Below are 25,792 nucleotides of genomic sequence, written 5' to 3'. Positions count from 1 at the left end.
TCGCGGGGATGACGAAAAATGGAAGAAACGCGCACGGGGCCGTCACATCCCCGAGGTGGAGACTCGGAACCACAGAACTCTGCCGTTTCAGAAGCTTAAACACGTTCCCCCGGACAGCCGTGCGCGAAGGCGGGGATCCAGTGCTCGCGTCCGCGAGCCTTATGACTCGTGTCGCCCCTGCCGGGGCCTGTCCTGGATCCCGCTTTCGCGGGGATGACGATAAGAGAGCGTTCAGCCTCCATAGCAAACCGCTCTAAATGAGCGGGGCGCCCAGCGTCTCCGCCCAGTGCCGGGCGCGGTTCCGCAGCTCCGCGGTCCGGGCGTAGGCGATGTCCTCGTCCTCCAGGTGTTCCAGCACGTCCAGTGAGAAGGCCGCCTCGCCGTGCGCGTCCCAGGCGGCTTGCAGACTGCGGTACGGGAAGGCCTTGAGGCGCAGCTGGAACCACAGCCGGTTGCCGATGGTGTCGAGGTCGGGCGCGCCGCCCACCCAGCGTTCGCCGGTCGGCTCGCACCGCACCGCGTAGACGCCCGCGGGCGCCTTCCGCTCCTTGTAGGCCGCCACCGCGGCCTTCCTGTCTGCGCTCATCCGTCCGCTTCCCTTCATATCGTTGCCAGCGTCGCACCGCGGGCTTTATACCCGGGTGATATTGACGTCAAGGATTTCATCCGGGTATAAAGCGCGGCGAACCGGAGGGAGACCTATCGTGACCGAACCCGCATCCTGCACCGCCTTCGTCGGCGACCGGCAACTGGCGACCGGGGCGCCGTGGGACGTGGCGCTCGCCGTCAGGCGCGCGGCAGGCCCGGTCCTGATCTTCGACGACGCCACCGGCCGACAGATCGACTTCGACCTGCGCGGCAGCGACGAGGAGGTGGTGGCGCGGCTGCGCGGCCCCGACGCGCCCGCCCGCCCGCGCGGGCGTCCGAAGCTGGGGGTGGTCGCGCGCGAGGTGACGCTGCTGCCGCGCCATTGGGACTGGCTCGCCGCGCAGCCGGAAGGGGCCTCCGCGGCGCTGCGCCGGCTGATCGACCAAGCCCGCGCGCAGGGGGCGCAGGCCGACGCGGTGCGGCAGGCGCGCACGGCGGCCGACCGCTTCATGATGGCGATGCTGGGCGACCGGCCGGGCTGGGAGGAGGCGTCGCGGGCGCTCTACGCCGGCGACGCCCCGCGCTTCCAGGCCCTTACCGAACCCTGGCCGCCCGACCTGCGCGACCACGCCCGCCGGCTGGCCGCGCCGGCCTTCGCGGCGGGTTAGTTCGCCGCCGCCTTCAGCGCCGCGAGGTCCAGCTTGGTCATGCCCATCAGCGCCCGCATGACCGACCCGGAGCGCTCCGGGTCCTGCAGAAGGGCGTAGAGCGGTGTCGGCACCACCTGCCAGGAGACGCCGAAGCGGTCCTCCAGCCAGCCGCACTGGCCGGGCTTGCCGCCATCCGACAGGCGGTCCCAGAACCAATCGACCTCGCGCTGGTCCTTGCAGGCCACCATCAGCGAGATGGCCGGCGAGAAGGTGAAGTGCGGCCCGCCGTTCAGCGCGACGAACTCCTGCCCGTCCAGCCCGAAGCGGACGGTCAGCACCGCCCCCTTCGGGCCGGGCCCGGCATCGCCGACGCGCAGCGTGTCGAGCATGGCGGCGTCGTGGCCGCCCTCGCGGAAGGCGGCGACGTAGAACTCGGCCGCCTCTTCGGCCCGGCCGTCGAACCATAGGCACGGGGTGATGGTGGACATGGCGCGCCTCCCGCTCACGACGCCGCGGCCATGGCGGCCTTCGCCGCCTCGACGTCCATCCACATGATCTCCCAGATGTGGCCGTCCGGGTCCTCGAAGCTGCGGCCGTACATGAAGCCGTAGTCCTGCTTCGGCCCCGGATCGGCGCGCCCGCCGGCACCGGCGGCGCGGGCGACCACGGCGTCCACGTCCTCCCGGCTGTCGGCGGACATGCAGATCAGCACCTCGGTGCTCGCCGTCGCGTCGGCGATCGGCTTCGGCGTGAACTGGCGGAACTTGTCGTGCGTCAGCAGCATGGCGTGGATGGTCTCGGAGAACACCATGCAGGTCGCGGTGGAGTCGGAGAACTGCGGGTTCTTCACCGCGCCGATCGCCTCGTAGAAGGCGTTGGCGCGCTCCAGGTCGCTCACCGGCAGGTTCACGAAGATCAGCTTCGACATGGCACCCCTCCCATTGTTTGGTTGTTTGACAGGGTGGCCCCTATCGGTTATAAAAAGCAACCATGAAGTTAGAAAAAATAACCAAGCCATCCGGCCTAGGCCGCCAGCGCTGGTACGAGGACGCCTGCGCCGCCGCCCACGCGCTCGACCTGCTGGGGGAGCGCTGGGCGCTGCTGGTGATGCGCGAGCTGATGTTCGGTCCGCGCCGCTTCGGCGACCTGCGCGCCAGCCTGCCCGGCATCAGCGCCAACGTGCTGACCCAGCGGCTGGAGGGGCTGGAGGCGGCCGGCGTGCTGGTGCGCCGCAAGCTGCCGCCACCGGCGTCGGCCCAGGTCTACGAGCTGACCGCGTGGGGTTACGAGAGCGAGCCGATCTTCCAGGCGCTGGGGCGCTGGGCGGCGCGCTCGCCGCTGCACGACCCGACGCTGCCGTTCAGCGCGGTGTCGCTGATGCTCTCCCTGCGCACCATGCTCGATCCGGCGCGGGCCGCGGGGATGGACGCGCGCGTCGGCTTCCGGGTGGGGGAGGACGCCTTCCTCGGCCACCTGACCGGCGCCGGCATCGCCATCGAACGGCGGGAGCCCGAGGGTGCCGACGCGCAGTTCGCCGGCCCGGCGCCGGTGATCGCCGCGGCAATCTACGGCGGCGTGCCCCTGGCGGCGCTGGAGGAACAGGGCGCGCTGGCGGTCACCGGCGATCGCGCGCTTGCGGAACGCTTCGTGACGCTGTTTCCTCTGCCTCCCAAAGCCGGATGAAGACAGCGCGATGACACCCCTGAACCAGACCATCTACCTCGCCCCCGAGGGCTTCGTGGACGACCTCGTGGCCGAACTGGGCGATGTGGCGGCGGTGGAGGACCGGCTGGTCTTCGTGGACGGCCCGGCGCGGCCGGCGGCCTGGGCGCAGAATGTCTGGTTCGATCCGGTCCGCATCGAGGTGGAGTCCATCAAGGACGCCGCCAAGAAGCTGCGCGCCGTCCAGCGGAACTGGGCGCTGTGGTCGCTGCGCCACCACCGCCGCGCCAACCTGATCCAGGAGAACCTGCCGCACGTCTCGGCGAAGCCCATAGCCTTCCCGTCGCCGATCCCCACGGCGCCGCTCGGCTCCTGGACGCTGCTGGACGAGTTCACGGTGATCGCGGCGGCGCGCTGCTCCAGCCCGTGGCGGCACGGCGAGCTGCACTTCGTCGAGAACCGGACCGCCCCGCCGAACCGCGCCTACCTCAAGCTGTGGGAGGCGCTGACCCGCATGGGCCGCCACCCCGGGCCGGGCGACCGCTGCCTCGACCTCGGCTCCAGCCCCGGCGGCTGGACCTGGGTGCTGCACGAGCTGGGCGCCGCGGTGGTCAGCGTCGACAAGGCGCCGCTGGCGCCGGAGATCGCGGCGCTGCCGCGCGTGGACTACCGGCAGGAGAGCGCCTTCGGCCTGAAGCCGCAGGACATCGGGCCGCTCGACTGGCTGGTCTGCGACGTCATCTGCTACCCCACGCGCCTGCTGCGGCTGGTGGACGAGTGGATGAAGAGCGGGCTGGTGAAGAACTTCGTCTGCACCCTGAAGTTCCAGGCGGAGACCGACCACGAGACGGCGCGCGCCTTCGCCGCCATCCCCGGCGGCCGGGTCGAGCACCTGTTCCACAACAAGCACGAAGTGACCTGGATGTGGCCGGCCGCCTGACGCGGCGCCCGACCTGCGACTCCACGCCGCACCTGCATTGCAAGTGCTTCGCGTTGACAGTTCGGCCCCAGCGGTGAGAATGGTTCTCAGTTGAGCCGACACCGTCGTGGGAATTGTCCGACATGCGCCCTTGGATCGCCGCCCTTGCCGTCGCCCCGCTGCTGCTGGCGAGTCCCGCCCTGGCGGACAACGAGTTCACCATCGTCATCAAAGACCACAAATTCCAGCCCGCGACGCTGGAGGTTCCGGCCGGGCAGAAGCTGGTGCTGATCGTCGATAACCAGGATCCCACCCCCGAAGAGTTCGAGAGCCGCGACTTCAAGGCCGAGAAGATCATCGGCGGCAACCGGTCGGCGAAGGTCAACGTCGCCCCCCTGAAGCCCGGTACCTACAAGTTCTTCGGCGAGTTCAACATGGACACCGCGCAGGGCGTGTTGATCGCCAAGTAGACCGGAGGCCACCATGCTCGCCAGTCTCATCATCGTCTTCCGCGAGGTTCTGGAAGCCGGCCTGATCATCGGCATCGTGCTGGCGGCCACGCGCGGCGTGCCCGGCCGCGGGCGCTGGGTGGCGGCGGGCGTCGCCGCCGGCATCGCCGGGGCCTGTGGCGTGGCGGCCTTCGCCGACGTGATCTCCGACCAGCTCGACGGCAGCGGGCAGGAGCTGTTCAACGCCGCGGTGCTGCTGACGGCGGTGGCCATGCTGGCGTGGCACAACGCCTGGATGGCCCGGCACGGCCGCGAGCACGCCGCGGAGATGCGCGCGGTGGGCCGCGCCGTCGAATCCGGCGACCGGCCGCCGCACGCGCTGGCCGTGGTGGTCGGCGCCGCGGTGCTGCGCGAGGGCGCGGAGGTCGTGCTGTTCCTGGCCGGCATCGTCTCGGCCGAGGGCGGCGGCGGCGCCTCGGTGGCGCTGGGCGCGCTGGGCGGCATCGCGCTGGGCGCGGTGGCAGCGCTCCTGGTCTACCGCGGGCTGCTGACCATCGCCACCCGGCACCTGTTCGGCGTCACCAGCTGGATGATCACGCTGCTGGCGGCGGGCATGGCGGCCTCGGCCATGCATTACCTGTCGCAGGCCGGGCTGGTCAGCGTCGGCGAGACGGAGCTGTGGGACACCAGCTTCCTGCTGAGCGACGGCAGCGCGCTGGGGCAGGTGCTGCACATCCTCGTCGGCTACACCGACCGCCCGACCGCGCTGCAGGCCGGCGCGTGGCTGGCGGTGGTGGCGGGCATCACCCTGCTGACCCGCCTGATGCGGCCGCAGGCCCCGGTGCGTTCCGTGGCGGCGGAATAGGCCGGACGCCCCGCCCTTTCGCGTTCATCCGCGTCGGGGACCCGGCGTCGGCTTCGTCGTTGCTGCGGCGCCGGGCGCCCCTCGCGGCTGAACACGAAAGGGCGGGGCGTCCGGCCTACGCCCGCCGCAGCGCCAGCTCGATCTGCGGGCGCATGATGCTCGCCGCGGCGTAGCCGATCTCCACCACCTCGGCGGCGCGGTCGAACTCCAGGATCCCGACGTGGCCGAGGCGCGGCGTCACCAGCACGTCCGGCGGCTCGCCGGCGAGGCGGGAGCGGGTGATGCGGTCCTGCATGATGTCGATAGAGCCGGCCAGGATCTCCAGCACGTTGGGCGCCGGCTCCTTGACCGCCTCCTCGATCTGGTCGGCGAAGAAGCGCGTGCGCAGGCTCGGCCGCTTGCCGATCCAGGAGCCGACCTGCTGGGTCAGCTGCTGGAAGGTGGAGGGCGCCACCCCGGCCTCCGCCATCACCGGGCGGGAGGGGGTGGACATCTCGTTGTTCAGGTTGACCGCGATCACCAGGTCGGCGCCCAGCGCCCGGCACAGCGACACCGGCACCGGGTTGACCAGCGCGCCGTCCACCAGCCAGTGCTGGCCGTTGCGCACCGCCGGGAAGACGCCGGGCATCGCCGCCGAGGCGCACACCGCGTCCAGCATCGGCCCCTCGCGCAGCCAGATCTCGCGGCCGGTGGCGAGGTCGGTCGCCACGGCGGCGTAGGGCTTCGGCAGCTCCTCGATGCGCACGTCGGTGGCGGCGTTGCGGAAGCGCTCGAACACGCGCTCGGCGGCGACCAGGCCGCCGCGCCGGAACGTCACGTCGATGATCCCCAGCATGCCGAGCAGGCCCATGCTCTGCGCCCAGCTCTGCAGCTCGTCGAGCTGCCCCGTCAGATAGGCCGCGCCCACGGCCGCGCCGATTGAGGTGCCGCAGACGATGTCCGGCTCGATCCCCAGCTCGTCCAGCGCGCGCAGCACGCCGATGTGCGCCCAGCCGCGCGCCGCCCCGCTGCCCAGCGCCAAGCCGATCTTCAATTTCGCCACGGCACGCCTCGCTTCCCGCCTCCTCCCAATTTGGAGCATCGCCGCCCGGATGGAAAGCCGCCGGACGGACGCCGTCCGCACGGCCTAGGTCCCACCGTGGTCCCTATGCCGCGCGGTGGGGATCGCCCCTCCGGGTTAGCTGAGGGGCTGGTGCCTTTTGTCGAAAGTTTTTCACGATCATCCATCGGATTTCTTTAAAGCCGGGCGGGCTGTGACGATTTTTGGATGGATGATTTTTTCTCTGCTGCTCGTTAACCAAGCAGCAACTTGCTGGGCGGTAGGGTGGCTTCGATCAGTTCTCTTGCGTGGCGGAGGCAGCCATGTCGAACGACCTGAAGAGCTTCAAGAAGGATTGGCAGCGCTGGAGCCGCGTCGAGCGGTTGACCGCGGTTGCCCTGCTGGTCGGCGTCACCGCCCTGCTGGGCGGACCGCTCACCCTCGGCATTCTCTGAGCGTCTAAAGGGTCGCGGCCAGGGCGAGCAGCCCGAACCCGGCCAGCACCGCGCCCGACGCGCGGTTGATCCAGAGCATGGCGGCCGCCGTGACCCGCCGCCGGAACACGCCGACCCCGGCGCTCAGCAGCAGCCACCACGCCGCCGACCCCAGGAACACCCCGAGCACCAGCATCGACGCTCCCAGCGCGGGCGCGCCGCCGGATTCGGCCAGCCCCAGGGCGCCGAACACCGCGACGAAGCTGATGATCGTCGCCGGGTTTGCCAGCGTCAGGGCGACCGTCGTCGCGTAGGCGCCCAGCAGCGTGTGCGTCGTCGGCGCGTCGGCGGCGTGCTCCGCCGGCCGCGCGCGCAACGTGGCGACGCCCAGCCACAGCAGCACCAGCCCGCCGACCAGCCGCAGCGCGGTCTGCCAGCCCAGCAGCAGGTCGGTGACGGCGGCCAGCCCGAAGCCGGCCACCGCCCCGTACGCCGCGTCCGCAGTGGCGGCGCCCAGCCCGGTGGCGAACCCCACGGCGGCGCCGTCCGCCAGCGTGCGGCGGATGCACAGCAGGCCGATGGGGCCGACCGGGGCGGCGATGGACAGCCCGATGAGGGCGCCCTTGAGGAACAGGAGCGTCGTGTCCATGGCGGCTATCCGACCGGCAGCGCGGCCGTCTCCTTCACCGACGACAGGGCGATGGCGGTGTGCGAGCGCACCACGCCGGGCAGGGCCTTCAACTCCTCCGTCAGGAAGCGCTCCAGCGCCGCGGTGTCGGACGCGCGGACCTTGAGCAGGTAGGACCACTCGCCGGTCAGGTGGTGGCATTCCTGGACGGCGGCGTTGCCGGTCATGGCGGCGCGGAAGCCGGCGTCGTGCTCCGGCCGGTCCAGCAGCACGTGCACGAAGGCCAGCACATCCAGCCCGACCGGCTTCGGCGCGATCCGCGCCCCCCAGCCGGCGATCACCCCGGAGGCCTGGAGCTTCTTCAGCCGCTCGTTGACGGCGGACACCGACAGCCCGACGGCTGTGCCGATTTCGGCGTAAGAAGCGCGTCCGTCATGCTGGATGTGCGCTATGATTTTGCGGTCCATGTCGTCCATGGCCGCAGAATATGCGGAACTGGAACGCGAATCAATCCCTCCCCCATCCCCGATGGGGGAGGGAAGGGGCCCGCGAAGCGGGAAGGGTGGGGGCTACGGCTTTCGCGAAAACAACTTGCCCCCACCCAACCCTCCCCCGCCGGAGGCGGGGGAGGGCTATATAGGGCTTACTCGATCTCGCCGATGGCGCTTTGCAGGTAGTTCTGCAGGCCGATGCTGGCGATCAGGCCGATCTGCATCTCGAGATAGTCGATGCGCTCCTCGGTCTCCTCCAGGATCTCCTCCAGGAGGTCGCGGGAGACGTAGTCGGCCTTCTGCTCGCACAGCGCGATGGCGGCGACGATGCGGTCGCGGTACTCGCGCTCCATGGCGAGGTCGGAGTCCAGGATCTCCGGCACGTCCTCGCCGATCTTCAGCTTGCCGAGATCCTGCAGGTTGGGGATCGCCTCCAGGAACAGGATGCGCTCGACCAGCTCGTCGGCGCTCTTCATCACCTCGATGGAGGCCTTGTATTCCCACTTGCCCAGCGCCTTGAAGCCCCAGTTCTTCTCCATGCGGGCGTGCAGGAAGTACTGGTTGATGGCGGTCAGCTGGTCCTTGAGCACCAGCTGCAGCTGGGCGATGACGTCGGGGTTACCCTTCATGGCGGCGCGTCCTTATTCCGAAGCCTTGCCCATGGCGGACTGCAGGTAGTTCTGCAGGCCGATGCGGTCGATCAGGCCGATCTGCTGCTCCAGCCAGTGGGCATGGTCCTCCTCGGTGTCCTCCAGCAGCTCGACCAGGATGCGGCGGGTGTCGTAGTCCTGCTCCTGCTCGACGTGGGCGATCGCCTCCTTCAGCTCGGCGACGACCTGGAGTTCGTAGGCGAGGTCGTTGCGCAGCATCTCCGGCACGTCCTTGCCGATGTTCAGCGGCGCGCGGCTGGCGACGTCGGGCGTGCCCTCCAGGAACAGGATGCGCTTGATGAGCTTGTCGGCGTGCTCCAGCTCGTCGTGCCGCTCGTGCGCGATGCGCTCGTAGAGCGCCTTGAAGCCCCAGTTCTCCATCATCCGCGAGTGCGCGAGGTACTGGTCGGCGGCGCTCAGCTCGCCGGTCAGCAGCCGGTTCAGGCGGTCGATGACGCTCTGCTTTCCCTGCATGGCATGCCTCTTCTTCTTTTACGGGCCTGCCTGCCGTATCGCACGGAGATTGGAATTGGTCAAATCAAAAGTCGAGTAATCGGCAGTTGCTAATGTAACTTGTTTCGCCTGATCTGCCTATGTCCTAAGCAAATGTTTGGCTTTTCTTTGCAAATGAGAATGACACGCAGAAAAAGGAACGGGCCGGGCGCCGTATCATTCGGCGCCCGGCCCGCGTGGAAGCGGTGTCAGACCGCCTCGGCCGTGCTGGCGAGGCCCAGGCTCTCGGCGGTGTTCGCGACCGTGGCGAGGCAGGCGGCGGCGCGCTCCGCCGGGATGGAGACGGCGAAGCGGATGCTGTAGCGCCCGCCCTCGCGGTCGGGCAGCGTCTGCGCGTCAAGGCGCACGATGTTGGCGCCGAACTGCCCGAACACCTCCGACAGCCGCGCGATCAGGCCCGGCTGGTCGCCGCCCGACACCTCGACGCGGTGGGTGATCAGGCCGAGCGGGCCGGGGTTCGGGTCGAAATCGAACGGCGTCACCTTGATCTGCGCGCCGGCCAGCTCCGGCGTGGCGGCGAGGCTGGCGTGCAGGTCCTCGACGGACGCGTCGGCCGGCAGCTCGCACACGGCGGAGAACTCGGCGCCCGAGCCCATCACGGCGAAGGTCACGTCGCGCAGGTTGATGCCCTGGTCGAACAGGTGCCCGGTGATGCCGGAGACCAGCCCGACCCGGTCGGGGCAGAAGGTGGATACCAGTGCGAGTCCCGCCACGGTGGCCTCCCTTGCGATGTTGCTTTTCTTGGTTGCGAGGGAGCGCCGGCATCGGACCCCCACCCTAACCCTCCCCCATCTTCGACGGGGGAGGGGACTCCGCCGGGGGACCGGCGCGACGACTACGCCGCGGTCCCGCCCACCGTCAGCCCGTCGAGCCGCAGCGTCGGCTGGCCGACGCCGACCGGCACGCCCTGGCCGTCCTTGCCGCAGGTGCCGACGCCCGGGTCGAGCCGGCTGTCGTTGCCGACCATGCCGACGCGGGTCAGGCTGTCCGGGCCGTTGCCGATCAGCGTCGCCCCCTTCACCGCCGGGCCGAGCTTGCCGTCCTCGATCAGGTAGGCTTCGCTGGCCGAGAACACGAACTTGCCGGAGGTGATGTCCACCTGCCCGCCGCCGAAGTTCTTGGCGTACAGACCCTTCTTCACCGAGGCGATGATCTCCTCGGGCGTGTGCTGGCCGTTGCGCATCACCGTGTTGGTCATGCGCGGCATCGGGTGGTAGGCGAAGCTCTGCCGGCGGCCGTTGCCGGTCGGGCGCACGCCCATCAGGCGGGCGTTCATGCGGTCCTGCATGAAGCCGACCAGGATGCCGTCCTCGATCAGCGTCGTGCACTGGCCGGGCGTGCCCTCGTCGTCCACGCTGATCGAGCCGCGGGCGTTCTCGATGGTGCCGTCGTCCACCACCGTGACGCCCGGCGCGGCGATGCGCTGGCCCATCAGGCCGGCGAAGGCCGAGGTCTTCTTGCGGTTGAAATCGCCCTCCAGCCCGTGGCCGATCGCCTCGTGCAGCAGGATGCCGGGCCAGCCGGGGCCGAGCACCACGGTCATCTCGCCGGCCGGCGCGGCCACCGAATCCAGGTTCACCAGCGCCTGGCGCAGCGCCTCATCGACGAAGAAGCGCCAGGTCTCCGGCTGCAGGTACTGCTCGTAGGTGACGCGGCCGCCGCCGCCGTAGCTGCCGTTCTCCATCTTGTCGCCGTCGCCGACCACCACCGAGACCGACAGCCGCACCAGCGGTCGCAGGTCGGCCACCCGCACGCCGTCGCCGCGCAGGATCTGCACCGCCTGCCACTCGCCGCTGATGGAGGCGCTGACCTGCCGCACGCGCGGGTCCTTGGCGCGGGCGTAGGCGTCGATGTCGGCCAGCAGCTTCACCTTGTCGGCGAAGGGCACCAGGGAGAGCGGGTTGTCGGGCATGTAGAGCGCGCGGTTGGTGCCCGGCGGCGGCTCCGCCACGGTGCCGGTGTGGCCGGCCTGCACGGCGCGCACCGTCTCGGCGGCGCGGCGGATGGCGTCCTCGGACAGGTTCGAGGCGTGCGCGAAGCCGGTCGCCTCCCCCGCGATGCCGCGCAGGCCGAAGCCCTGGGTGGTGTCGAAGCTGGCCGACTTCAGCTTGCCGTCGTCCCAGCCCAGGCTCTCGCTCTGCGCATACTCCAGGTACAGCTCGCCGTCGTCGGCGCCGCGGAGCGCCTCCGACACGATCCCCTCGATGCGGGGGCGGTCGAGGCCGGCGCGGTTGAAGAACAGGTCGTCGGTGACGGCGAGCGCGCTCATGGAAGCTCCGGTGCTGGTACCATTTGATGAGCCGGGGACGCCTAGGCACCCGGCCCCGGGATATGGTCTATAGTGTGGCGACACAAAGCCGGCCCGGCAAGCCTTGCCGTCCGGCGATAAGGGGAGGGGCAGGATGGACAAGGTGAATCTGGCCGAGGCGTTCCGGTGCTTCTCCGATCATTGGAGCCCCCGGGTCGCCGGCGACATCAACGCGTTCCAGGTCAAGCTCGTCAAGCTCAAGGGTGCCTTCGACTGGCATCACCACGAGGCGGAGGACGAGCTGTTCCTGGTCGTCGCCGGGCGGATGCGGATGGGGTTCCGCGACCGGACCATCGACCTCGACCCCGGCGAGTTCATCATCGTCCCGCACGGCGTCGAGCACCGGCCCGAAGCCCTGACGGATGAGTGCCACGTGCTGCTGCTGGAGCCGAACACCACCCTCAACACCGGAACCGTGGAGACCGGGCGCACCGTGCGCGAGCTTCAGCGGATCGTCCCGTGACCAACCTGACCGCCGGAACCGAACGTCCGCTCGCCAGCACGGCCCATCCCCTGCGCGAGCACGCGCTGCGCGTGCCGCTGACCAACGAGGTGCACGCGCGTCCGTCCGAGGCGATGCGCGCGCCCGTGCGCGCCACCGTGCTCGCCATGCTCTCCGGCGAGGCGGCGGGGGAGCGCGAGCGCAAGCACCTGGAGACGCTGTGCGACTGGGCCGGCGTGCCGCGCCCGGCGTCGGGCGCCACGCACTACAGCGGCAATTTCGGCAGCTTCCGCCTGAAGTGGGAGCGCCACACCGAGTTCTCGACCTGGACCGTCTACCGCGAGGGCGCCTTCGGCGAGCCCTTCGCCGACCCGGCGCTGAACGCGCTGCCGCGCGACTGGCTGGCCGGGCTGGCGGGGGAGCTGCTGGTCGGCGTGCACGTCGCCGTGCTCGACGCCGACATGGCGGAGCCGACGGGCGCGCAGCTGGCGGGCGTCTTCGGCTCGGACGCCTACGTCGGGTCGCGCGTCGCCGGACGGGCGGCGACGGCATGGACCGACTTCCGCATCCACGGCGACGGCTTCTCGCGCGTGCTGATCGCCAACCACAGCATGTCGGCGTGGCAGACCGGGCGGATCGTCCTGCGCCTGCTGGAGATCGAGGTCTACCGCATGATGGCGCTGCTGGCGCTGCCGGTGGCGCGCGGCGTGCTGCCGCGCATCGGCGCCATCGAGCGCGAGCTGGCCGAGCTGACCGCCCGCACCACCGACCTCTCCGGCCTGGAGGACGAGCGCGGCGTGCTCGACAAGCTGACCCGCCTGTCGGCGCAGACCGAGCAGATCGCCGCCGAGACCGCCTACCGCTTCGGCGCCGCGCGCGCCTACTACGAACTGGTCGAGCGCCGCATCGGCGAACTGCGCGAGATGCGCATGGAGGGCCTGCAGACGGTCGGCGAGTTCATGGACCGCCGCCTCACCCCCGCCATCCGCACCTGCGAGGCGGTGCAGGGCCGGCTCGACACGCTGTCGCAGCGTCTGGCGCGTGCCAGCCACCTGCTGCGCACCCGGGTCGAGATCGCGGTGGAGGGGCAGAACGCCGAGCTGCTGCGCTCCATGGACCGCCGCGCCGACCTGCAGCTGCGGTTGCAGGAGACGGTGGAGGGGTTGTCGGTGGTCGCCATCAGCTATTACCTGATCGGCATCGTCGGCTACGCCGCCAAGTCCTTGAAGGGCTTCGGCTGGAAGGTCGATCCGGACATCATCGTCGGGCTGATGATCCCCGTCGTGCTGTTCCTGGTGTGGACGGGCGTGCGGCGAATCCGCAGGGTGCTTGCCCATCATCCTTGATGGACAACCATGTCCACACGGATTTCACGGATTGAGGCACGGATTACACGGATTTTCTTTTGATCGTGCCACGGCCGCAGCGGTCCTGCGGGCCAAGGCACCGCAAGCTTGGAAGTCCGTGAAATCCGTGTGAACCCAGGTTGTCCCGGCAGAAGCGGCCGTTGCCCAAGGCTGCGCCATTTTGCCTCGTTTGCATGCTTAATTACATCCGTAAAATCCCACTAAATTGCACGGGATCGGCCGTGCCGATGTGGGAAGGGTGTGTCATGACGATCCGGGCGAAGCTGCTGGCGCTGGTCGCCATCCTCGGGGCCATGCTGATTGCGGTGGCCGGGCAGCGGGCGCTCGATGCGCTGGAGGCGCGGCGGGCGGCGGAGACGGTGCGCGCCGTCAACGGCATTTCCGACCAGCTGCTGGCCGCGGCCGGCGCCTGGGCGGTCGAGCGCGGCACCGCCAACGCCGTGCTGGCCGACCCGAAGGCCGCCACCCCGGCGCAGCGCGACGCCATCACCGGCAAGCGGCGCGAGGCCGACGCCGCCTTCGCCGACGCCGTCGCCCGCGCCCGCCTGCTGGGCGTTTCCCTCGACAAGCCGCTGCGCGACGCCGAGGCGGCGCTGCGCGCGGTGGAGGAGCTGCGCCGCGGCGTGGACGCCGCGCTGGCCGGCGGCGCGGCCCCGGCGGAGCTGAAGCGCGACTGGTTCCCGCGCACGAGCGCGCTGATCCTCGCCAGCCAGGCGTTCCGCGGCGCGGTGGAGGATTCCGGCCCGACGGCCGGCGGCGCGGTGCTGCGCGCCTTCGACCTGAAGAGCGCCCTGTGGGAGATGAGCGAGTTCGCCGGGCGCGAGCGCGGCATGGTGGCCGGCGCGGTGGCCGGCGGCAAGCCGTTCACCCCGGCGCAGCTGGAGGCGGTGTCGCGCGCCCGCGGCCGCGTGGACAGCGGCTGGACGTCGTTCCGCCGGCTGGTCGGCGGCTTCGGCCCCGGCATGGCCGCGGCGGCCGACGCCATCGCGCGCGCCTATTTCGGCGAGTTCGAGACGACCCGCGCCGCGGTCTACGACGCCTCGGCGGCGGGCGCGGCGTACCCGGTGGACGGCGCGCGCTGGTTCGCCGCCGCCACGGCCGGCATCGAGCGCATCCTGGAGGCGCAGGCGGCGGCCTCCGCCGAGGTGCGCGGGCTGCTCGACCGCGAGGCGGCGGCGGCGGACCGCACGCTGACGGTCAGCGTGGCGCTGCTGGCGGCGGTGCTGGTGCTCGCCGCCGTGGCCGCCTGGGTCATCACCGCCCAGGTCAACCGGCCGATCCGCGGCATGACCGACACCATGGGCGTGCTGGCCGAAGGGCGCTTCGACGTCGAGGTGCCGGGCACCGCGCGGCGCGACGAGATCGGCCTGATGGCCAGGGCGGTCGAGGTGTTCAAGCAGCACGGCCTGGAGAACGAGCGGCTGCGCGCCGAGCAGGAGCGTGCCCGCGCCGAATCCGAGGTGGCAAAGCGCGCCGCGCTTGCCGGCATGGCCGACACCGTGGAGCGCGAGATGCGCTCGGCCGTCGAGCGGGTGGCGGCGCGGACCAAGGAGATGGACGGCTCCGCCGGTTCCATGGCGACCTCGGCCGACCAGGTGTCGAGCAACGCGCAGGGCGTCGCCGCGGCGGCCGAGCAGGCGCTGTCGAACGCCCAGTGCGTCGCCAGCGCGGTGGAGGAGCTGACCGCCTCGATCCGGGCGATCAACGACCAGCTCGGCCACGCCAGCGCGGTGACGCGGCGCGCGGTGGGGGCGGGGACGCGCACCCAGGAGACCATCCAGTCGCTGTCCGACACCGTCGGCCGCATCGGTGAGGTGGCGACGCTGATCCAGGGCATCGCCGCGCAGACCAACCTCCTGGCCCTCAACGCCACCATCGAGGCGGCGCGGGCGGGGGAGGCCGGCAAGGGCTTCGCCGTGGTGGCCACCGAGGTCAAGAATCTCGCCAACCAGACCGCCAAGGCGACCGAGGAGATCGCCCAGCAGATCGCCGCCGTGCAGGTCGGCACCGCCTCCGCGGTGGAGGCGGTGCGCGAGATCGGCGCGACCATCCAGGAGATCGACTCCATCGCCGGCTCGGTCGCCGTCGCCATGGAGCAGCAGGGGGCGGCGACGCACGAGATTTCGCGCAACGTGGTGGAGACCACCGGGGCCGCCCAGGAGGTGTCCTCGCGCATCGCCCAGGTGTCGGCGGAGGCGTCCGCCAACGGCGCGCGCGCTTCCGACGTGCGCGGCATCGCCGCCGAACTGGCCGGCAGCATCGACGCGCTGCGCGGCACGCTGGTGCGGGCGGTGCGCACGGCGACGCAGGAGGTGGACCGCCGGCAGCGCCCGCGCTGGCGCCTCGACCGCGGCTGCCGGGTGGCCGTGGCCGGCGCCGAGTCGGCGGCGCGGGTGGCGGACGTGTCGGAGCGCGGCGCCTGCCTGACCGACGCGCCGGAGCTGGCGCCGGGCACGGCGGGCACGCTGCGGATCGACGGCTGCGCGGTGGCGATCCCCTTCATCGCCATGGAGCGCCACGAGGGCGACCTCCGCGTGCGCTTCGAACTGGCGGGCACGGACGCCGAGGCGTTCGCCCGCACCTTCCCGCAGCTGGTGGCCGGAGCGCCGCGGCTGGAAAGCGCCGCATAGGCCCCTCTCCCCAACCCCTCTCCCCAACCCCTCTCCCGCAAGGGGAGAGGGGCTTTTTGCGTCCAATTGACCAACGGCAATCGTCAGCCCGGCTGACGGCCTGCGTCAACCTGTCGCACTTATCACTTGACGAAGACACTCAACCATTAGGAAAAGGCTGCGGCCACGCTGCGGACCGTCGGGCTTCCGGAATGCGGCATAAAGCCACATTTTGTATACGGAAGACCTTGTAAGGCGGGCATGGCAGGAGCTACGTTCTAGGTGCGCGGATTTGCCGCACATGCAGTGGGGGTATCGGAGACCACCCCGGCGCGCATGGACGGCCCGCGGAGAAATCAACACCGGCGCCGCCGGAACCGTCCGCCCCCAGACCCGGAGAACCGGGCGGGGCGCGAGAGACAGGACGGGGTGGCAGCCGGGCCATAGGGGCATCCGTGGGCCGTGGTCGGCCGCACGGCAGAGAGAGGGTTGGGGATGACCAGGCACACCTTGCGCGCCGCCGGCGTGGCGGCACTGACTTGCGTACTCGGATTGGCTCAAAGCGCGCTGGCCGCCGCGCCCCAGCCGTGGGAAATGGGCCTGCAGCCGGCGGCTTCGCCGGTCAAGCACGCGCTCGACGACTTCCACAACCTGCTGCTGGTGATCATCATCGCCATCACGCTGCTGGTGTTCGCGCTGCTGGTCGCGGTGGCCGTCCGCTTCAACGCCAAGCGCAACCCGACCCCGTCCAGCACCTCGCACAACACGCTGCTCGAGGTGGCGTGGACGGTGGTTCCGGTGATCATCCTGATCGTCATCGCCGTGCCGTCCTTCCGCGTCCTCTACATGATGGAGGTGACGCCGGAGGCCGAGATGACCATCAAGGTCACCGGCCGGCAGTGGTACTGGGACTACGAGTACCCGGACCAGGGCGGTCTCGCCTTCTCCAGCTACATGATCCAGGAGTCCGACCTGAAGCCGGGCCAGAAGCGCCTGCTCGAGGTGGACAACCGCGTGGTCGTGCCGGTCAACACCGTGGTGCGCGTGCAGCTCACCGCCGGCGACGTCATCCACGCCTGGGCGCTGCCGGCCTTCGGCGTCAAGAAGGACGCGGTGCCCGGCCGCCTGAACGAGACCTGGTTCAAGGTCGAGAAGGAAGGCGTCTACTACGGCCAGTGCTCGGAGATCTGCGGCACCAACCACGGCTTCATGCCCATCGCCGTCGAGGCGATGTCGAAGGAGAAGTTCACGGAGTGGGTCGCCAAGGCGAAGCTCGCCTACGGCACGCCGGACGGCTCGCGCGAGCTGGCGCAGATGCCCACGGCGGCCGAGACGCGCTGACGCCCGCATAAGAATCGCATAAGCGAGGGATAGAGATGGCTAACTCCACCGGTGCGCACGGGCATGACGCCCACGGGCACGACCACCACACGCCGGGCTTCGTCGAGCGCTGGCTGTTCTCCACCAACCACAAGGACATCGGGACGCTGTACCTGGTGTTCTCGGTGATCGCCGGCCTGATCGGCGGTCTGTTCTCCGTCATCATGCGCGCCGAGTTGCAGCACCCGGGCCTCGGCATCGTCGGCGACGGCCAGATGTGGAACGTGCTGATCACCGCGCACGGCCTGATCATGGTGTTCTTCGTGGTCATGCCCGCGGTCATCGGCGGCTTCGGCAACTGGTTCGTGCCGATGATGATCGGGTCGCCGGACATGGCGTTCCCGCGCCTCAACAACATCAGCTTCTGGCTGATCGTGCCGGCCTTCCTGCTGCTGCTGGGCTCGGCCTTCGTCGGCCAGGGCGCCGGCACCGGCTGGACCATCTACCCGCCGCTGTCCGGCGCCATGGGCCAGAACGGCCCGTCGGTGGACATGGCGATCTTCGCGCTGCACCTCGCCGGCGCCTCGTCGGTGCTGGGTGCCCTGAACTTCATCACCACCATCTTCAACATGCGCGCCCCGGGCATGACGCTGCACAAGATGCCGCTGTTCGTCTGGGCGATGCTGGTGACCGCGTTCCTGCTGCTGCTGGCGGTTCCGGTGCTGGGCGGCGCCATCACCATGCTGCTGACCGACCGCAACTTCGGCACCTCCTTCTTCAACCCGGAGGGCGGCGGCGACCCGATCCTGTTCCAGCACCTGTTCTGGTTCTTCGGCCACCCCGAAGTCTACATCATGATCCTGCCGGGCTTCGGCATCATCTCGCACATCGTGTCGACCTTCTCGAAGAAGCCGGTGTTCGGCTACCTCGGCATGGCCTACGCCATGGTCGCCATCGGCGTCGTCGGCTTCGTCGTGTGGGCGCACCACATGTACACGGTGGGCCTGAGCGTCGACACCAAGGCCTACTTCACCGCCGCCACGATGATCATCGCGGTGCCCACCGGCATCAAGATCTTCAGCTGGATCGCCACCATGTGGGGCGGCTCCATCGAGTTCAAGACGCCGATGCTGTGGGCCTTCGGCTTCATCTTCCTGTTCACCGTCGGCGGCGTGACCGGCGTGGTGCTGGCCAACGGCGGCATGGACGTGGTGCTGCACGACACCTACTACGTGGTCGCGCACTTCCACTACGTGCTGTCGCTGGGCGCGGTGTTCTCGATCTTCGCCGGCTGGTACTACTGGATCGGCAAGATGTCGGGCCGCCAGTACCCGGAGTTCTGGGGCAAGGTCCACTTCTGGACGACCTTCGTGGGCGTCAACCTGACCTTCTTCCCGCAGCACTTCCTGGGCCTGTCGGGCATGCCGCGCCGCATCCCGGACTACCCGGATGCGTTCGCCGGCTGGAACATGATTTCCTCGATCGGCTCCTACATCTCTTTCGGCTCCACGCTGTTGTTCGTGTGGATCGCCATCACCACGCTGACCCGCGGGGCGCGCGTGGGGGCGAACTACTGGGGCCCGAGCGCCACGACGCTGGAATGGACGGTCAGCTCGCCGCCGCCGTTCCATGCCTTCGAGACGCTGCCCAAGATCAAGTGATCGGGCATCGCGTAAACCTGGTCGAGGGTTAGAGACGCGGGGGAGGGAACCGCCTCCCCCGTCACCGGAGGAAGAAGAATGACGGATCTCACCGTCCAGCGCGTCTCCGCCGACGCGCCGTCCGCCACCGTCGGCGACTTCATCGAGCTGCTGAAGCCCCGCGTCATGTCGCTGGTGGTGTTCACCGGCTTCGCCGGGCTGGTGGTGGCGCCGGGGCACCTGCACCCGCTGCTCGCCGCGGTGGCGGTGCTGTGCATCGCCGTCGGCGCCGGGGCGTCGGGCGCCATCAACATGTGGTACGACCGCGACATCGACGCGGTGATGGCCCGCACGGCCAAGCGGCCGATCCCCACCGGCCGGGTGGCGCCGGACGAGGCGCTGGCCTTCGGCGTCTTCCTGGCGGTGGCCTCGGTGGTGGTGATGGGGCTGGCGGTGAACTGGGTGGCGGCCGGCATCCTGGCGCTGGCCACGCTGTTCTACGTCTTCGTCTACACCATGTGGCTGAAGCGCCGCACGCCGCAGAACATCGTGATCGGCGGCGCCGCCGGCGCCTTCCCGCCGATGATCGGCTGGGCGGCGGTGACCGGCGGGGTGGACGTGGCGTCCATCGCGCTGTTCGCGCTGATCTTCCTGTGGACGCCGCCGCACTTCTGGGCGCTGGCGCTGTTCCGCAGCGGCGACTACGCGCGGGCCGGCGTGCCGATGCTGCCCGTGGTCGAGGGGCCGGATGCCACCAAGCGGCAGATGCTGCTCTACACGCTGCTGCTGCTGCCGACCGCGGTGGCGCCGTTCGTCCTGGGCATCGCCGGCTACGCCTATCTGGCCGGCGCGGTGGTGCTGGGGCTGCTGTTCGTGCTGTGCGCGGTGCGCGTGCTGAAGGCCACCGACGACAAGCCGGCCAAGCAGATGTTCGGCTTCTCGATCCTGTACCTGTTCCTGCTGTTCGCCCTGCTGGTGGGCGAGCACGCCGTTCCCGTGAATTTCTAAGGCCCGGAGGTTTCTAAATGGCGATGACCGAACCGCAAGACGATCGTGCCAAGCGGCTGCGCGGCCGCAACATCGCCACGCTGCTGGCGCTGTTGGGACTGGTGGCGCTGTTCTACCTGATCACCATCGTCCGCATGGGCGGCGGGCACTGAGCCGGGAGGCTGGGGATGGACGAGCGCACCCGCCGCCGCAACCGCAACTTTCTGTTCGGCCTGCTGGGTCTGGCCTTCGGGATGGTCGGGCTGGCCTACGCGTCGGTGCCGCTCTACTCGCTGTTCTGCCAGGTGACCGGCTTTGGCGGCACCACCCAGCGGGCGGAGAAGGCGCCGGACACCGTGCTCGACCGCACGGTGACGGTGCGCTTCAACGCCGACGTCAACGCCGGGCTGCCCTGGGTCTTCCGCCCCAACCAGCGGGAGGTGACGGCGAAGCTCGGCGAGACGGTGCTGGTCAGCTACCACGCGGAGAACCGCGGCAAGGAGCCGCTCACCGGCACCGCCGTGTTCAACGTGACGCCCGAGAAGACCGGCGCCTACTTCAACAAGATCGAGTGCTTCTGCTTCACCGAGCAGGTGCTGAACCCCGGTGAGGCCGTCGATATGCCGGTGGCGTTCTTCGTCGATCCGGCGATCGTCAACGACCGCGACGCGGAGGACGTGAAGACCATCACGCTCTCCTACACCTTCTTCCGCGCCAAGACCGGCGCGGCATCGTCAACCAAGGAGCGTACGGCCGCCCGCCCGGGCGAGACCGGCGCCACGAATTGAGCACGGGGTTGGAGCAAATGGCCGACATCACGCACGACACAGCGCCCACGGCGCACGGGGAGGGCATCCCGCACCCCTACCACCTGGTGAAGCCCAGCCCCTGGCCGCTGGCCGGCGCCTTCGCGGGCGGCCTGCTGGCCACCGGCGCCGTCATGTACATGCACTACAACACCGTGTGGCTGCTGGTCCTCGGCTTCCTGGCGGTGTCGGCGGTGATGTTCCTGTGGTGGCGCGACATCATCAAGGAAGCGGTGGTCGAGCACGCCCATACCCCGGTGGTGAAGATCGGCCTGCGCTACGGCATGGCGCTGTTCATCGCGTCGGAGGTGATGTTCTTCGCGGCGTTCTTCTGGGCGTACTTCGACGCCTCGCTGTTCCCGAAGATCTTCGCCCAGAACCCGCACGGCGTGTGGCCGCCGCCGCACATCAAGCCGTTCGACCCGTTCCACCTGCCGTTCATGATGACGGTCATCCTGCTGCTGTCCGGCGTCACGGTCACCTGGGCGCACCATGAGATCGTGCACGGCAACAACAAGAAGGCCGCGCAGGCGCTGGGCCTGACCGTGCTGCTCGGCATCATGTTCAGCTTCTTCCAGGGCTGGGAGTACAGCCACGCCTCGTTCGGCTTCACCGACGGCATCTACCCGTCCACCTTCTTCATGGCGACGGGCTTCCACGGCTTCCACGTCATCGTCGGCACCATCTTCCTGGCGGTCTGCTGGTACCGCACGGTGAAGGGGCACTTCACGCCGAACAGCCACTTCGGCTTCGAGGCGGCGGCCTGGTACTGGCACTTCGTGGACGTGGTCTGGCTGTTCCTGTTCGTCTCCATCTACTGGTGGGGGTCGCTGGGCGCGGCCGCCGGGCATTGACCACATACTACCCACGGGTAGCGCCGTTGAGCGCGGGCATGCGTTGCGTGTGCCCGCGCTGCGGCAAGGGGAGGCTCTACAAGGGCTTCCTCACCGTGGCCGACGTCTGCGAGGTCTGCGGCCTCGACCTGTGCAAGCAGGACACCGGCGACGGCCCGGCGGTGTTCCTGATCTTCATCCTCGGCTTCCTGGTGGTGCCGGTCGCGCTGTGGGTGTCGATGCACGCGGAATGGCCGTTGTGGCTGCACACGCTGGTCTGGGGCACGCTGATCCTCGGTCTGGCGCTCGGCATGCTGCGGCCGGCCAAGGCCTACATGATCGCGCTCCAGTACCGTTACCGCCGCCACGACTACGAGGGGCCCGCCGCGTGAGCGCCGCCGCCATGTCCGGTTCCGTCCGCCGCTTCCGCCCCAGCCTGTGGGCGACGCTGTTCACCGTTCCGGCGGTGCTGGCGATGCTCGGCCTCGGCACGTGGCAGGTGGAGCGGCTGGGCTGGAAGGAAGACCTGATCCGCCGCGTGCACGAGCGCATGGCGGCCGCCCCCATCCCGCTGCCGGCCTCCCTCCCCGAGCCCGAGGCTCTCGACCTGCGCCCGGTCACCGTCACCGGGCGCCTGCTCAACGACCGCGCCCTCCTGATGATCGCCCGGCCGCGCCAGGGGCAGATGGGCTACGAGGTGGTGACCCCCCTGCAGCGCGCCGACGGCGGCCCGCCGGTGCTGGTCAACCGCGGCTGGATCCCGATGGACCGCAAGGAGGCCCGCCGCGACGGCCCGCCGGGTGAGGTGACGCTGCGCGGCGTCGCCCGCGTGCCGGCGCCGGCCGGCTGGATGCAGCCCGGCAACACGCCCGGCGCCGAGGTGTGGAGCCGCCTCGACCCGCCCGCCATGGCCGCCGCGCTCGGCTTGGCCGCGGTGGCGCCGGTGGTGGTGGAAGCCTTGCCGGGACAGTCCTCGCCCGGCGGCCCCGCGGGCATCGAGCCGCGGGTGGACCTGCCGAACAACCACCTGCAATACGCCATCACCTGGTATAGCCTCGCGGCGACCCTGCTGGTCATCTACGTCGTCTTCCACCTTCGCCGCAGATCGGACCCATGACCGCTTACCAGGACCTGGAACGCCGCTTCGCCCGCGTCGCCGCCATCGGCGGAGCCCTGGGCATCCTCGGCTGGGACACCCAGACCATGATGCCGGATGGCGCCGCCGACGGCCGCGCCGAGCAGACCGCCACCCTGTCCGTGCTGGCGCACGAGCTGATGACGGCGCCGGACATGGCCGACCTCCTCGCGACGGCCGAGGCGCAGGGCGGGCTCGACGCGTGGCAGGCGGCCAACCTGCGCGAGATGCGGCGCCTGCACGTCCAGGCCACTGCGCTGCCCGCCGATCTGGTGGAGGCGACCAGCAAGGCGATCTCCGCCTGCGAGATGGCGTGGCGCACCGCGCGGGCCGAGAGCGACTACGCCGCCCTGCTGCCGTCCCTGCGCGAGGTTCTGCGCCTCGTGCGCGAAGGCGCGCGGGCGAAGGGCGAGGCGCTGGGCGTCTCCCCCTACGACGCGCTGCTGGACGAGCACGACCCCGGCTCGCGCGCGGCGCGGATCGACGCGCTGTTCGACGACCTCGCGGGCTTCCTGCCCGACCTGCTGGAGCGCGTCCTGGAGAAGCAGGCGGCCGAGCCGCCGGTGCTGCGCCTGGAGGGACCGTTCCCGGTGGATCGCCAGAAGGAACTGGGCGAGCGGATGATGCGTGCCGCCGGGTTCGACTTCACGCGCGGCCGGCTGGACGTGTCGCTGCACCCGTTCTGCGGCGGCGCGAACGACGACGTGCGCATCACCACCCGCTACGACGAGGCCGACTTCGCCAAGGCGCTAATGGGCGTGCTGCACGAGACCGGCCACGCGCTGTACGAGCAGGGCCGCCCGCGCGCCTGGATGCTGCAGCCGGTGGGCAACGCCCGCGGCATGGCGGCGCACGAATCGCAGTCGCTGATCGTCGAGATGCAGGCCAGCCGCTCGGCCGAGTTCATCGGCTGGCTGGCCGGCGAGGCGCGCGCGGCGTTCGGCGGCGGCGGACCGGCCTGGGAGCCGGATAACCTGCGCCGCCTCACCACCCGCGTCGAGCGCGGTTTCATCCGCGTCGACGCCGACGAGGTGACCTACCCGGCGCACGTCATCCTGCGCTACCGGCTGGAAAAGGCGCTGATCGCCGGCGACCTCGACCTCGCCGAGCTGCCGGGCGCCTGGAACGAGGGCATGCGGACGCTGCTCGGCGTCGAGCCGCCGAACGACCGGCTGGGCTGCCTGCAGGACATCCATTGGCCGGGCGGCGGCTGGGGCTATTTCCCGACCTACACGCTGGGCGCCATGACCGCCGCACAGCTGTTCGAAGCGGCCTGCGCCGCCGAGCCCGACGTGAAGCCGGGGCTGGCGCGCGGCGACTTCGCCCCCCTGGTGGGATGGCTGCGCACGAACGTGCACGGCCGAGGCAGCCTGCCGGCGAGCACGGACGAGCTGCTGACCGGGGCCACCGGCCGGCCGCTCGACGCCGCGGTGTTCAAGCGGCATCTGGAGCGGCGGTATCTGGGCGGATGAGTCGTAGGGCCCGGCCCCCCTCCTAACCTCCCCCCACTTCGCGGGGGGAGGAGTTGATCCCCTCCCCCGCGCAGTGGGGGAGGGTTAGGGTGGGGGCTCAGCTCAGAAACGTTCTCAGAACGCCAGGGCCGCCCCCGCGACCGCCGCATGCGCCCGGTAGTTCCGGCGCAGGTCCCCTTCGTACCGCACATACGCCCGCCCGCCCGTGAACCGCCCGGACAGCCCGAGCGCCGGCTGCACGCTCCACGGCGATTCACCCGTGGTCCCGATGGTGAACGAGCCCGGCTGCCCGGCCAGCCCCGCGCTTACCGCCGCGGACGACGCCGACAGCCGCTGGCTCCACAGCAGGCGGCCGCCCAGCGTCCAGCCCGCGGCAAGCGGGTAGGCGAGAGCGATGCCCGCGCGCGAGCGCAGGCTGTGCCCGTCCCGCCCCTCCACCGCGAGGTTCAGGCCGTCGGCGCCGCTCTCCGTGAAGCCGCGCCCGTGCTGCCACGCGTGCTGCAGCCCGACGAAGGGCGTCACCCGCGCGCTTTCCAGCGCCACTTCGGTGCCGAGGTCGAGGCGGGTGACGACGGAGTCCGCCCGTGGCTTGCCGGTGGCGGTGCGGGCGATGGCGGTGGAGACGCCGGGCAGGGCACCGCTGTCGGCGATGGCGATGCGGCGGCCGACGTCGCCCCAACTGGTGCCGCCCGCCACCTGCCCGTTCAGGACGACGCTGCCCGGCGTGTAGGTGCCGTGCACCCCCAGCAGCGCCGTCTCGACCCGGCCGGTGCTGGATCCGGCGTCCTTCCAATCCAGCCGGCTGCGCAGGTAGCCGCCGCCGAGGCCGACCGCCAGCGCCTCGGATACGCGGTAGTCCACGCCGCTCATGCCGGCCCAGGTGACCGCGCGGTAGCCCGCCATCGTCTCGGTGCTGCCCAGGCGCGCCGCCGAGCCGAGCGCCTGCGTCCACACCGTCAGCCCCGGCGCCAGCGCCGCCTCCGGCCGGCCGCCCCGCCGGTCGAGCGCGTCGAGGAACAGCGTGCGCTGGTGGTCGAGGACGTGCGGCAGCGCGCCGTACACCTCCGGCCCGAACTGCCGGACGGCGGCCTGCAACGGCGCGGCGTCGGCCGGGCTGGTCAGGTTCAGCACGTCGAGCGTCAGCAGCGCGCGGTCGAGGTCGCTGTAGGCGGCCACCGGCAGGCTGTCCAGATAGCTTCCGACCGCCTTCGCCGGGCCGGACAGCCGCGGGCCGTAGACCAGCACCGGCCCCGGGTCGGCGCTGCCGGTGACGGTGTAGTTGGCCGCCGGCACCTGATAGCCCTGCACACCCGCCGCGCCCCAGCCGACGTAATACTGGATGCCGCCGCCCTGGCCCCAGCTGCCGGTGCCGTCCACGGCGTTGGTGATCGGGCCGGCGACGCCGCTCCAGAACGACACGCCGGCCGGGACGACGACCAACGTCATCATGTTGTTGCGCGTGCCGTCGCCGTAGACCGGCAGCGCCCAGCGGTCGAGGATCTGCGCCCGAGTCAGCCCGCGCATCTCGGCGATCGGCATGACCCAGCCGCCGGTCTGCCCGGCCTTGCCTGGCAGGTCGCGTGGACTGACGTAGCTGCGCACCGCCACGAAGGGCTGCGTGGTGCGCACGACGTACGCGGTGGTGCCCAATTCGAACGGCGGGTTGACCTCGGTCGTGCCGTAGATGCCCTGGAAGGCGGTGAGCATCGACTCCGCGCTTGCCGTGCCGAGGACGGTCAGGCCGGGGATGCCGGTGGCGGTCGCGGCGCCGGCGGCGCCGGCCGGGTCCGCGGCCAGCAGCGCGAGCGCGGCCAGGGTTCCCGCGAGGGTTCGGATCGCCATGCCGTCCTCCGTGTGCTGCGTGAAGCGATGCCGTGGCTATAGCATGTCCGGCGCCCGGCGCACGGTGCGGCAAATTCCATGCGGTGCGCCGCGATTTATCGCGCCCATGCCGCTTGCGGAAAACCCGCGCCTACCGCTACTTT

The 25,792-nt window shown here is 70.5% G+C and carries 29 protein-coding genes; 18 read left to right on the top strand and 11 right to left on the bottom strand.

Annotated elements, in window-relative coordinates; all coding sequences use genetic code 11:
- Positions 1-253: 253 nt before the first annotated feature.
- Complete coding sequence (locus tag ACRWK7_RS31545; protein WP_431861232.1) at positions 254-586, bottom strand: GIY-YIG nuclease family protein; 333 nt, start codon at positions 584-586, stop codon at positions 254-256.
- 118 nt (positions 587-704) lie between these two features.
- On the opposite strand from ACRWK7_RS31545, the gene ACRWK7_RS31540 reads away from it, so the two are divergent.
- Positions 705-1,256, top strand: coding sequence for a DUF2239 family protein (locus tag ACRWK7_RS31540; protein WP_431861230.1), 552 nt, complete (start codon positions 705-707; stop codon positions 1,254-1,256).
- Here ACRWK7_RS31540 and ACRWK7_RS31535 read toward each other — a convergent pair.
- Together ACRWK7_RS31535 and ACRWK7_RS31530 are read right to left on the bottom strand one after the other, a co-directional pair.
- Entirely contained in the window at positions 1,253-1,726 is a 474-nt protein-coding gene (locus ACRWK7_RS31535; RefSeq protein ID WP_431861228.1) for a VOC family protein, read from the bottom strand. The two genes, ACRWK7_RS31540 and ACRWK7_RS31535, sit on opposite strands and share 4 nt — an antisense overlap.
- A 14-nt stretch (positions 1,727-1,740) precedes the next feature.
- Positions 1,741-2,166, bottom strand: a complete 426-nt coding sequence (locus ACRWK7_RS31530) for a VOC family protein (protein ID WP_431861226.1) — start codon at positions 2,164-2,166, stop codon at positions 1,741-1,743.
- Between the two features lie 62 nt (positions 2,167-2,228).
- Between ACRWK7_RS31530 and ACRWK7_RS31525 the strand changes: the two genes are divergently transcribed.
- From ACRWK7_RS31525 to ACRWK7_RS31510, 4 genes are all read left to right on the top strand, one after another.
- Complete coding sequence (locus tag ACRWK7_RS31525) at positions 2,229-2,921, top strand: winged helix-turn-helix transcriptional regulator (RefSeq protein WP_431861224.1); 693 nt, start codon at positions 2,229-2,231, stop codon at positions 2,919-2,921.
- 10 nt (positions 2,922-2,931) lie between these two features.
- Positions 2,932-3,840 carry an SAM-dependent methyltransferase gene (locus ACRWK7_RS31520; protein ID WP_431861223.1) on the top strand — a complete coding sequence of 303 codons (909 nt, stop codon included), beginning with the start codon at positions 2,932-2,934 and terminating at the stop codon, positions 3,838-3,840.
- A 122-nt stretch (positions 3,841-3,962) separates the two neighbouring features.
- On the top strand, positions 3,963-4,289 hold the full coding sequence (locus tag ACRWK7_RS31515) for a cupredoxin domain-containing protein (RefSeq protein ID WP_431861221.1): 327 nt from the start codon (positions 3,963-3,965) through the stop codon (positions 4,287-4,289).
- Between the two features lie 13 nt (positions 4,290-4,302).
- Positions 4,303-5,133 carry an FTR1 family iron permease gene (locus ACRWK7_RS31510; protein ID WP_431861219.1) on the top strand — a complete coding sequence of 277 codons (831 nt, stop codon included), beginning with the start codon at positions 4,303-4,305 and terminating at the stop codon, positions 5,131-5,133.
- 115 nt (positions 5,134-5,248) lie between these two features.
- Here ACRWK7_RS31510 and rssA read toward each other — a convergent pair whose 3' ends face one another.
- Positions 5,249-6,175 (bottom strand): patatin-like phospholipase RssA, encoded by a 927-nt coding sequence (gene rssA, locus ACRWK7_RS31505; protein WP_431861217.1) that lies wholly within the window; start codon positions 6,173-6,175, stop codon positions 5,249-5,251.
- A 320-nt stretch (positions 6,176-6,495) separates the two neighbouring features.
- Here rssA and ACRWK7_RS31500 point away from each other — a divergent pair, with 320 nt between their 5' ends.
- Complete coding sequence (locus ACRWK7_RS31500; protein ID WP_431861215.1) at positions 6,496-6,627, top strand: hypothetical protein; 132 nt, start codon at positions 6,496-6,498, stop codon at positions 6,625-6,627.
- A gap of 4 nt (positions 6,628-6,631) precedes the next feature.
- Here ACRWK7_RS31500 and ACRWK7_RS31495 read toward each other — a convergent pair whose 3' ends face one another.
- The 6 genes from ACRWK7_RS31495 to tldD form a co-directional block, all read right to left on the bottom strand.
- Complete coding sequence (locus ACRWK7_RS31495; protein WP_431861213.1) at positions 6,632-7,255, bottom strand: LysE family transporter; 624 nt, start codon at positions 7,253-7,255, stop codon at positions 6,632-6,634.
- A 5-nt stretch (positions 7,256-7,260) separates the two neighbouring features.
- A complete protein-coding gene (locus ACRWK7_RS31490) occupies positions 7,261-7,701 on the bottom strand; it encodes an Lrp/AsnC family transcriptional regulator (protein ID WP_431861211.1) in 441 nt (146 codons plus the stop codon).
- 176 nt (positions 7,702-7,877) lie between these two features.
- A complete protein-coding gene (gene bfr / locus ACRWK7_RS31485) occupies positions 7,878-8,354 on the bottom strand; it encodes a bacterioferritin (protein ID WP_431861209.1) in 477 nt (158 codons plus the stop codon).
- 12 nt (positions 8,355-8,366) lie between these two features.
- Positions 8,367-8,849, bottom strand: coding sequence for a bacterioferritin (bfr, locus tag ACRWK7_RS31480; RefSeq protein ID WP_431861207.1), 483 nt, complete (start codon positions 8,847-8,849; stop codon positions 8,367-8,369).
- A 227-nt stretch (positions 8,850-9,076) separates the two neighbouring features.
- Entirely contained in the window at positions 9,077-9,601 is a 525-nt protein-coding gene (locus ACRWK7_RS31475) for a glycine cleavage system protein R (RefSeq protein WP_431861205.1), read from the bottom strand.
- Between the two features lie 122 nt (positions 9,602-9,723).
- On the bottom strand, positions 9,724-11,157 hold the full coding sequence (tldD, locus tag ACRWK7_RS31470; protein WP_431861203.1) for a metalloprotease TldD: 1,434 nt from the start codon (positions 11,155-11,157) through the stop codon (positions 9,724-9,726).
- Positions 11,158-11,290: 133 nt separating this feature from the next.
- Between tldD and ACRWK7_RS31465 the strand changes: the two genes are divergently transcribed.
- The 12 genes from ACRWK7_RS31465 to ACRWK7_RS31410 all read left to right on the top strand — a co-directional run bounded on the left by ACRWK7_RS31465 (position 11,291) and on the right by ACRWK7_RS31410 (position 23,807).
- Positions 11,291-11,659: a cupin domain-containing protein gene (locus ACRWK7_RS31465; RefSeq protein WP_431861201.1), complete on the top strand. Its 369-nt coding sequence runs from the start codon at positions 11,291-11,293 to the stop codon at positions 11,657-11,659.
- Positions 11,656-12,984 carry a DUF3422 family protein gene (locus ACRWK7_RS31460; RefSeq protein ID WP_431861199.1) on the top strand — a complete coding sequence of 443 codons (1,329 nt, stop codon included), beginning with the start codon at positions 11,656-11,658 and terminating at the stop codon, positions 12,982-12,984. The genes ACRWK7_RS31465 and ACRWK7_RS31460 overlap by 4 nt, the downstream gene beginning before the upstream one ends.
- 266 nt (positions 12,985-13,250) lie before the next feature.
- The gene (locus ACRWK7_RS31455) at positions 13,251-15,635 is read left to right on the top strand and encodes a methyl-accepting chemotaxis protein (RefSeq protein WP_431861198.1); all 2,385 of its coding nucleotides are present in this window, start codon (positions 13,251-13,253) and stop codon (positions 15,633-15,635) included.
- A gap of 474 nt (positions 15,636-16,109) precedes the next feature.
- On the top strand, positions 16,110-16,955 hold the full coding sequence (coxB, locus tag ACRWK7_RS31450; protein WP_431861196.1) for a cytochrome c oxidase subunit II: 846 nt from the start codon (positions 16,110-16,112) through the stop codon (positions 16,953-16,955).
- 35 nt (positions 16,956-16,990) lie between these two features.
- Positions 16,991-18,595 carry a cytochrome c oxidase subunit I gene (gene ctaD, locus ACRWK7_RS31445; RefSeq protein WP_431861194.1) on the top strand — a complete coding sequence of 535 codons (1,605 nt, stop codon included), beginning with the start codon at positions 16,991-16,993 and terminating at the stop codon, positions 18,593-18,595.
- Between the two features lie 78 nt (positions 18,596-18,673).
- On the top strand, positions 18,674-19,582 hold the full coding sequence (gene cyoE, locus ACRWK7_RS31440; protein WP_431861192.1) for a heme o synthase: 909 nt from the start codon (positions 18,674-18,676) through the stop codon (positions 19,580-19,582).
- A gap of 17 nt (positions 19,583-19,599) precedes the next feature.
- Positions 19,600-19,734: a hypothetical protein gene (locus ACRWK7_RS31435; protein ID WP_431861190.1), complete on the top strand. Its 135-nt coding sequence runs from the start codon at positions 19,600-19,602 to the stop codon at positions 19,732-19,734.
- Between the two features lie 15 nt (positions 19,735-19,749).
- Positions 19,750-20,349, top strand: a complete 600-nt coding sequence (locus ACRWK7_RS31430) for a cytochrome c oxidase assembly protein (protein WP_431861188.1) — start codon at positions 19,750-19,752, stop codon at positions 20,347-20,349.
- A 17-nt stretch (positions 20,350-20,366) separates the two neighbouring features.
- Positions 20,367-21,221, top strand: coding sequence for a cytochrome c oxidase subunit 3 (locus tag ACRWK7_RS31425; protein ID WP_431861186.1), 855 nt, complete (start codon positions 20,367-20,369; stop codon positions 21,219-21,221).
- Positions 21,222-21,259: 38 nt separating this feature from the next.
- A complete protein-coding gene (locus ACRWK7_RS31420; protein ID WP_431861184.1) occupies positions 21,260-21,592 on the top strand; it encodes a DUF983 domain-containing protein in 333 nt (110 codons plus the stop codon).
- 11 nt (positions 21,593-21,603) lie between these two features.
- Entirely contained in the window at positions 21,604-22,317 is a 714-nt protein-coding gene (locus ACRWK7_RS31415) for an SURF1 family protein (protein ID WP_431861183.1), read from the top strand.
- Positions 22,314-23,807: a carboxypeptidase M32 gene (locus tag ACRWK7_RS31410; protein WP_431861181.1), complete on the top strand. Its 1,494-nt coding sequence runs from the start codon at positions 22,314-22,316 to the stop codon at positions 23,805-23,807. The genes ACRWK7_RS31415 and ACRWK7_RS31410 overlap by 4 nt, the downstream gene beginning before the upstream one ends.
- Positions 23,808-23,921: 114 nt before the next feature.
- On the opposite strand, the gene ACRWK7_RS31405 is transcribed toward ACRWK7_RS31410, so the two are convergent.
- The gene (locus ACRWK7_RS31405; protein ID WP_431861179.1) at positions 23,922-25,649 is read right to left on the bottom strand and encodes an autotransporter outer membrane beta-barrel domain-containing protein; all 1,728 of its coding nucleotides are present in this window, start codon (positions 25,647-25,649) and stop codon (positions 23,922-23,924) included.
- Positions 25,650-25,792 lie beyond the last annotated feature (143 nt).

The organism is Azospirillum sp. (assembly GCF_050789165.1).
This window is presented reverse-complemented; position numbering and strand designations above follow the sequence as displayed.

Coding starts and splice junctions, on each gene's coding strand:
- ACRWK7_RS31545 (WP_431861232.1), bottom strand. CDS start 586: ATGAGCGCAGACAGGAAGGCCGCGGTGGCGGCCTACAAGGAGCGGAAG.
- ACRWK7_RS31535 (WP_431861228.1), bottom strand. CDS start 1,726: ATGTCCACCATCACCCCGTGCCTATGGTTCGACGGCCGGGCCGAAGAG.
- ACRWK7_RS31530 (WP_431861226.1), bottom strand. CDS start 2,166: ATGTCGAAGCTGATCTTCGTGAACCTGCCGGTGAGCGACCTGGAGCGC.
- ACRWK7_RS31525 (WP_431861224.1), top strand. CDS start 2,229: ATGAAGTTAGAAAAAATAACCAAGCCATCCGGCCTAGGCCGCCAGCGC.
- ACRWK7_RS31520 (WP_431861223.1), top strand. CDS start 2,932: ATGACACCCCTGAACCAGACCATCTACCTCGCCCCCGAGGGCTTCGTG.
- ACRWK7_RS31515 (WP_431861221.1), top strand. CDS start 3,963: ATGCGCCCTTGGATCGCCGCCCTTGCCGTCGCCCCGCTGCTGCTGGCG.
- ACRWK7_RS31510 (WP_431861219.1), top strand. CDS start 4,303: ATGCTCGCCAGTCTCATCATCGTCTTCCGCGAGGTTCTGGAAGCCGGC.
- ACRWK7_RS31500 (WP_431861215.1), top strand. CDS start 6,496: ATGTCGAACGACCTGAAGAGCTTCAAGAAGGATTGGCAGCGCTGGAGC.
- ACRWK7_RS31495 (WP_431861213.1), bottom strand. CDS start 7,255: ATGGACACGACGCTCCTGTTCCTCAAGGGCGCCCTCATCGGGCTGTCC.
- ACRWK7_RS31490 (WP_431861211.1), bottom strand. CDS start 7,701: ATGGACCGCAAAATCATAGCGCACATCCAGCATGACGGACGCGCTTCT.
- bfr (WP_431861209.1), bottom strand. CDS start 8,354: ATGAAGGGTAACCCCGACGTCATCGCCCAGCTGCAGCTGGTGCTCAAG.
- bfr (WP_431861207.1), bottom strand. CDS start 8,849: ATGCAGGGAAAGCAGAGCGTCATCGACCGCCTGAACCGGCTGCTGACC.
- tldD (WP_431861203.1), bottom strand. CDS start 11,157: ATGAGCGCGCTCGCCGTCACCGACGACCTGTTCTTCAACCGCGCCGGC.
- ACRWK7_RS31465 (WP_431861201.1), top strand. CDS start 11,291: ATGGACAAGGTGAATCTGGCCGAGGCGTTCCGGTGCTTCTCCGATCAT.
- ACRWK7_RS31455 (WP_431861198.1), top strand. CDS start 13,251: ATGACGATCCGGGCGAAGCTGCTGGCGCTGGTCGCCATCCTCGGGGCC.
- coxB (WP_431861196.1), top strand. CDS start 16,110: ATGACCAGGCACACCTTGCGCGCCGCCGGCGTGGCGGCACTGACTTGC.
- ctaD (WP_431861194.1), top strand. CDS start 16,991: ATGGCTAACTCCACCGGTGCGCACGGGCATGACGCCCACGGGCACGAC.
- cyoE (WP_431861192.1), top strand. CDS start 18,674: ATGACGGATCTCACCGTCCAGCGCGTCTCCGCCGACGCGCCGTCCGCC.
- ACRWK7_RS31435 (WP_431861190.1), top strand. CDS start 19,600: ATGGCGATGACCGAACCGCAAGACGATCGTGCCAAGCGGCTGCGCGGC.
- ACRWK7_RS31430 (WP_431861188.1), top strand. CDS start 19,750: ATGGACGAGCGCACCCGCCGCCGCAACCGCAACTTTCTGTTCGGCCTG.
- ACRWK7_RS31425 (WP_431861186.1), top strand. CDS start 20,367: ATGGCCGACATCACGCACGACACAGCGCCCACGGCGCACGGGGAGGGC.
- ACRWK7_RS31420 (WP_431861184.1), top strand. CDS start 21,260: ATGCGTTGCGTGTGCCCGCGCTGCGGCAAGGGGAGGCTCTACAAGGGC.
- ACRWK7_RS31415 (WP_431861183.1), top strand. CDS start 21,604: ATGTCCGGTTCCGTCCGCCGCTTCCGCCCCAGCCTGTGGGCGACGCTG.
- ACRWK7_RS31410 (WP_431861181.1), top strand. CDS start 22,314: ATGACCGCTTACCAGGACCTGGAACGCCGCTTCGCCCGCGTCGCCGCC.
- ACRWK7_RS31405 (WP_431861179.1), bottom strand. CDS start 25,649: ATGGCGATCCGAACCCTCGCGGGAACCCTGGCCGCGCTCGCGCTGCTG.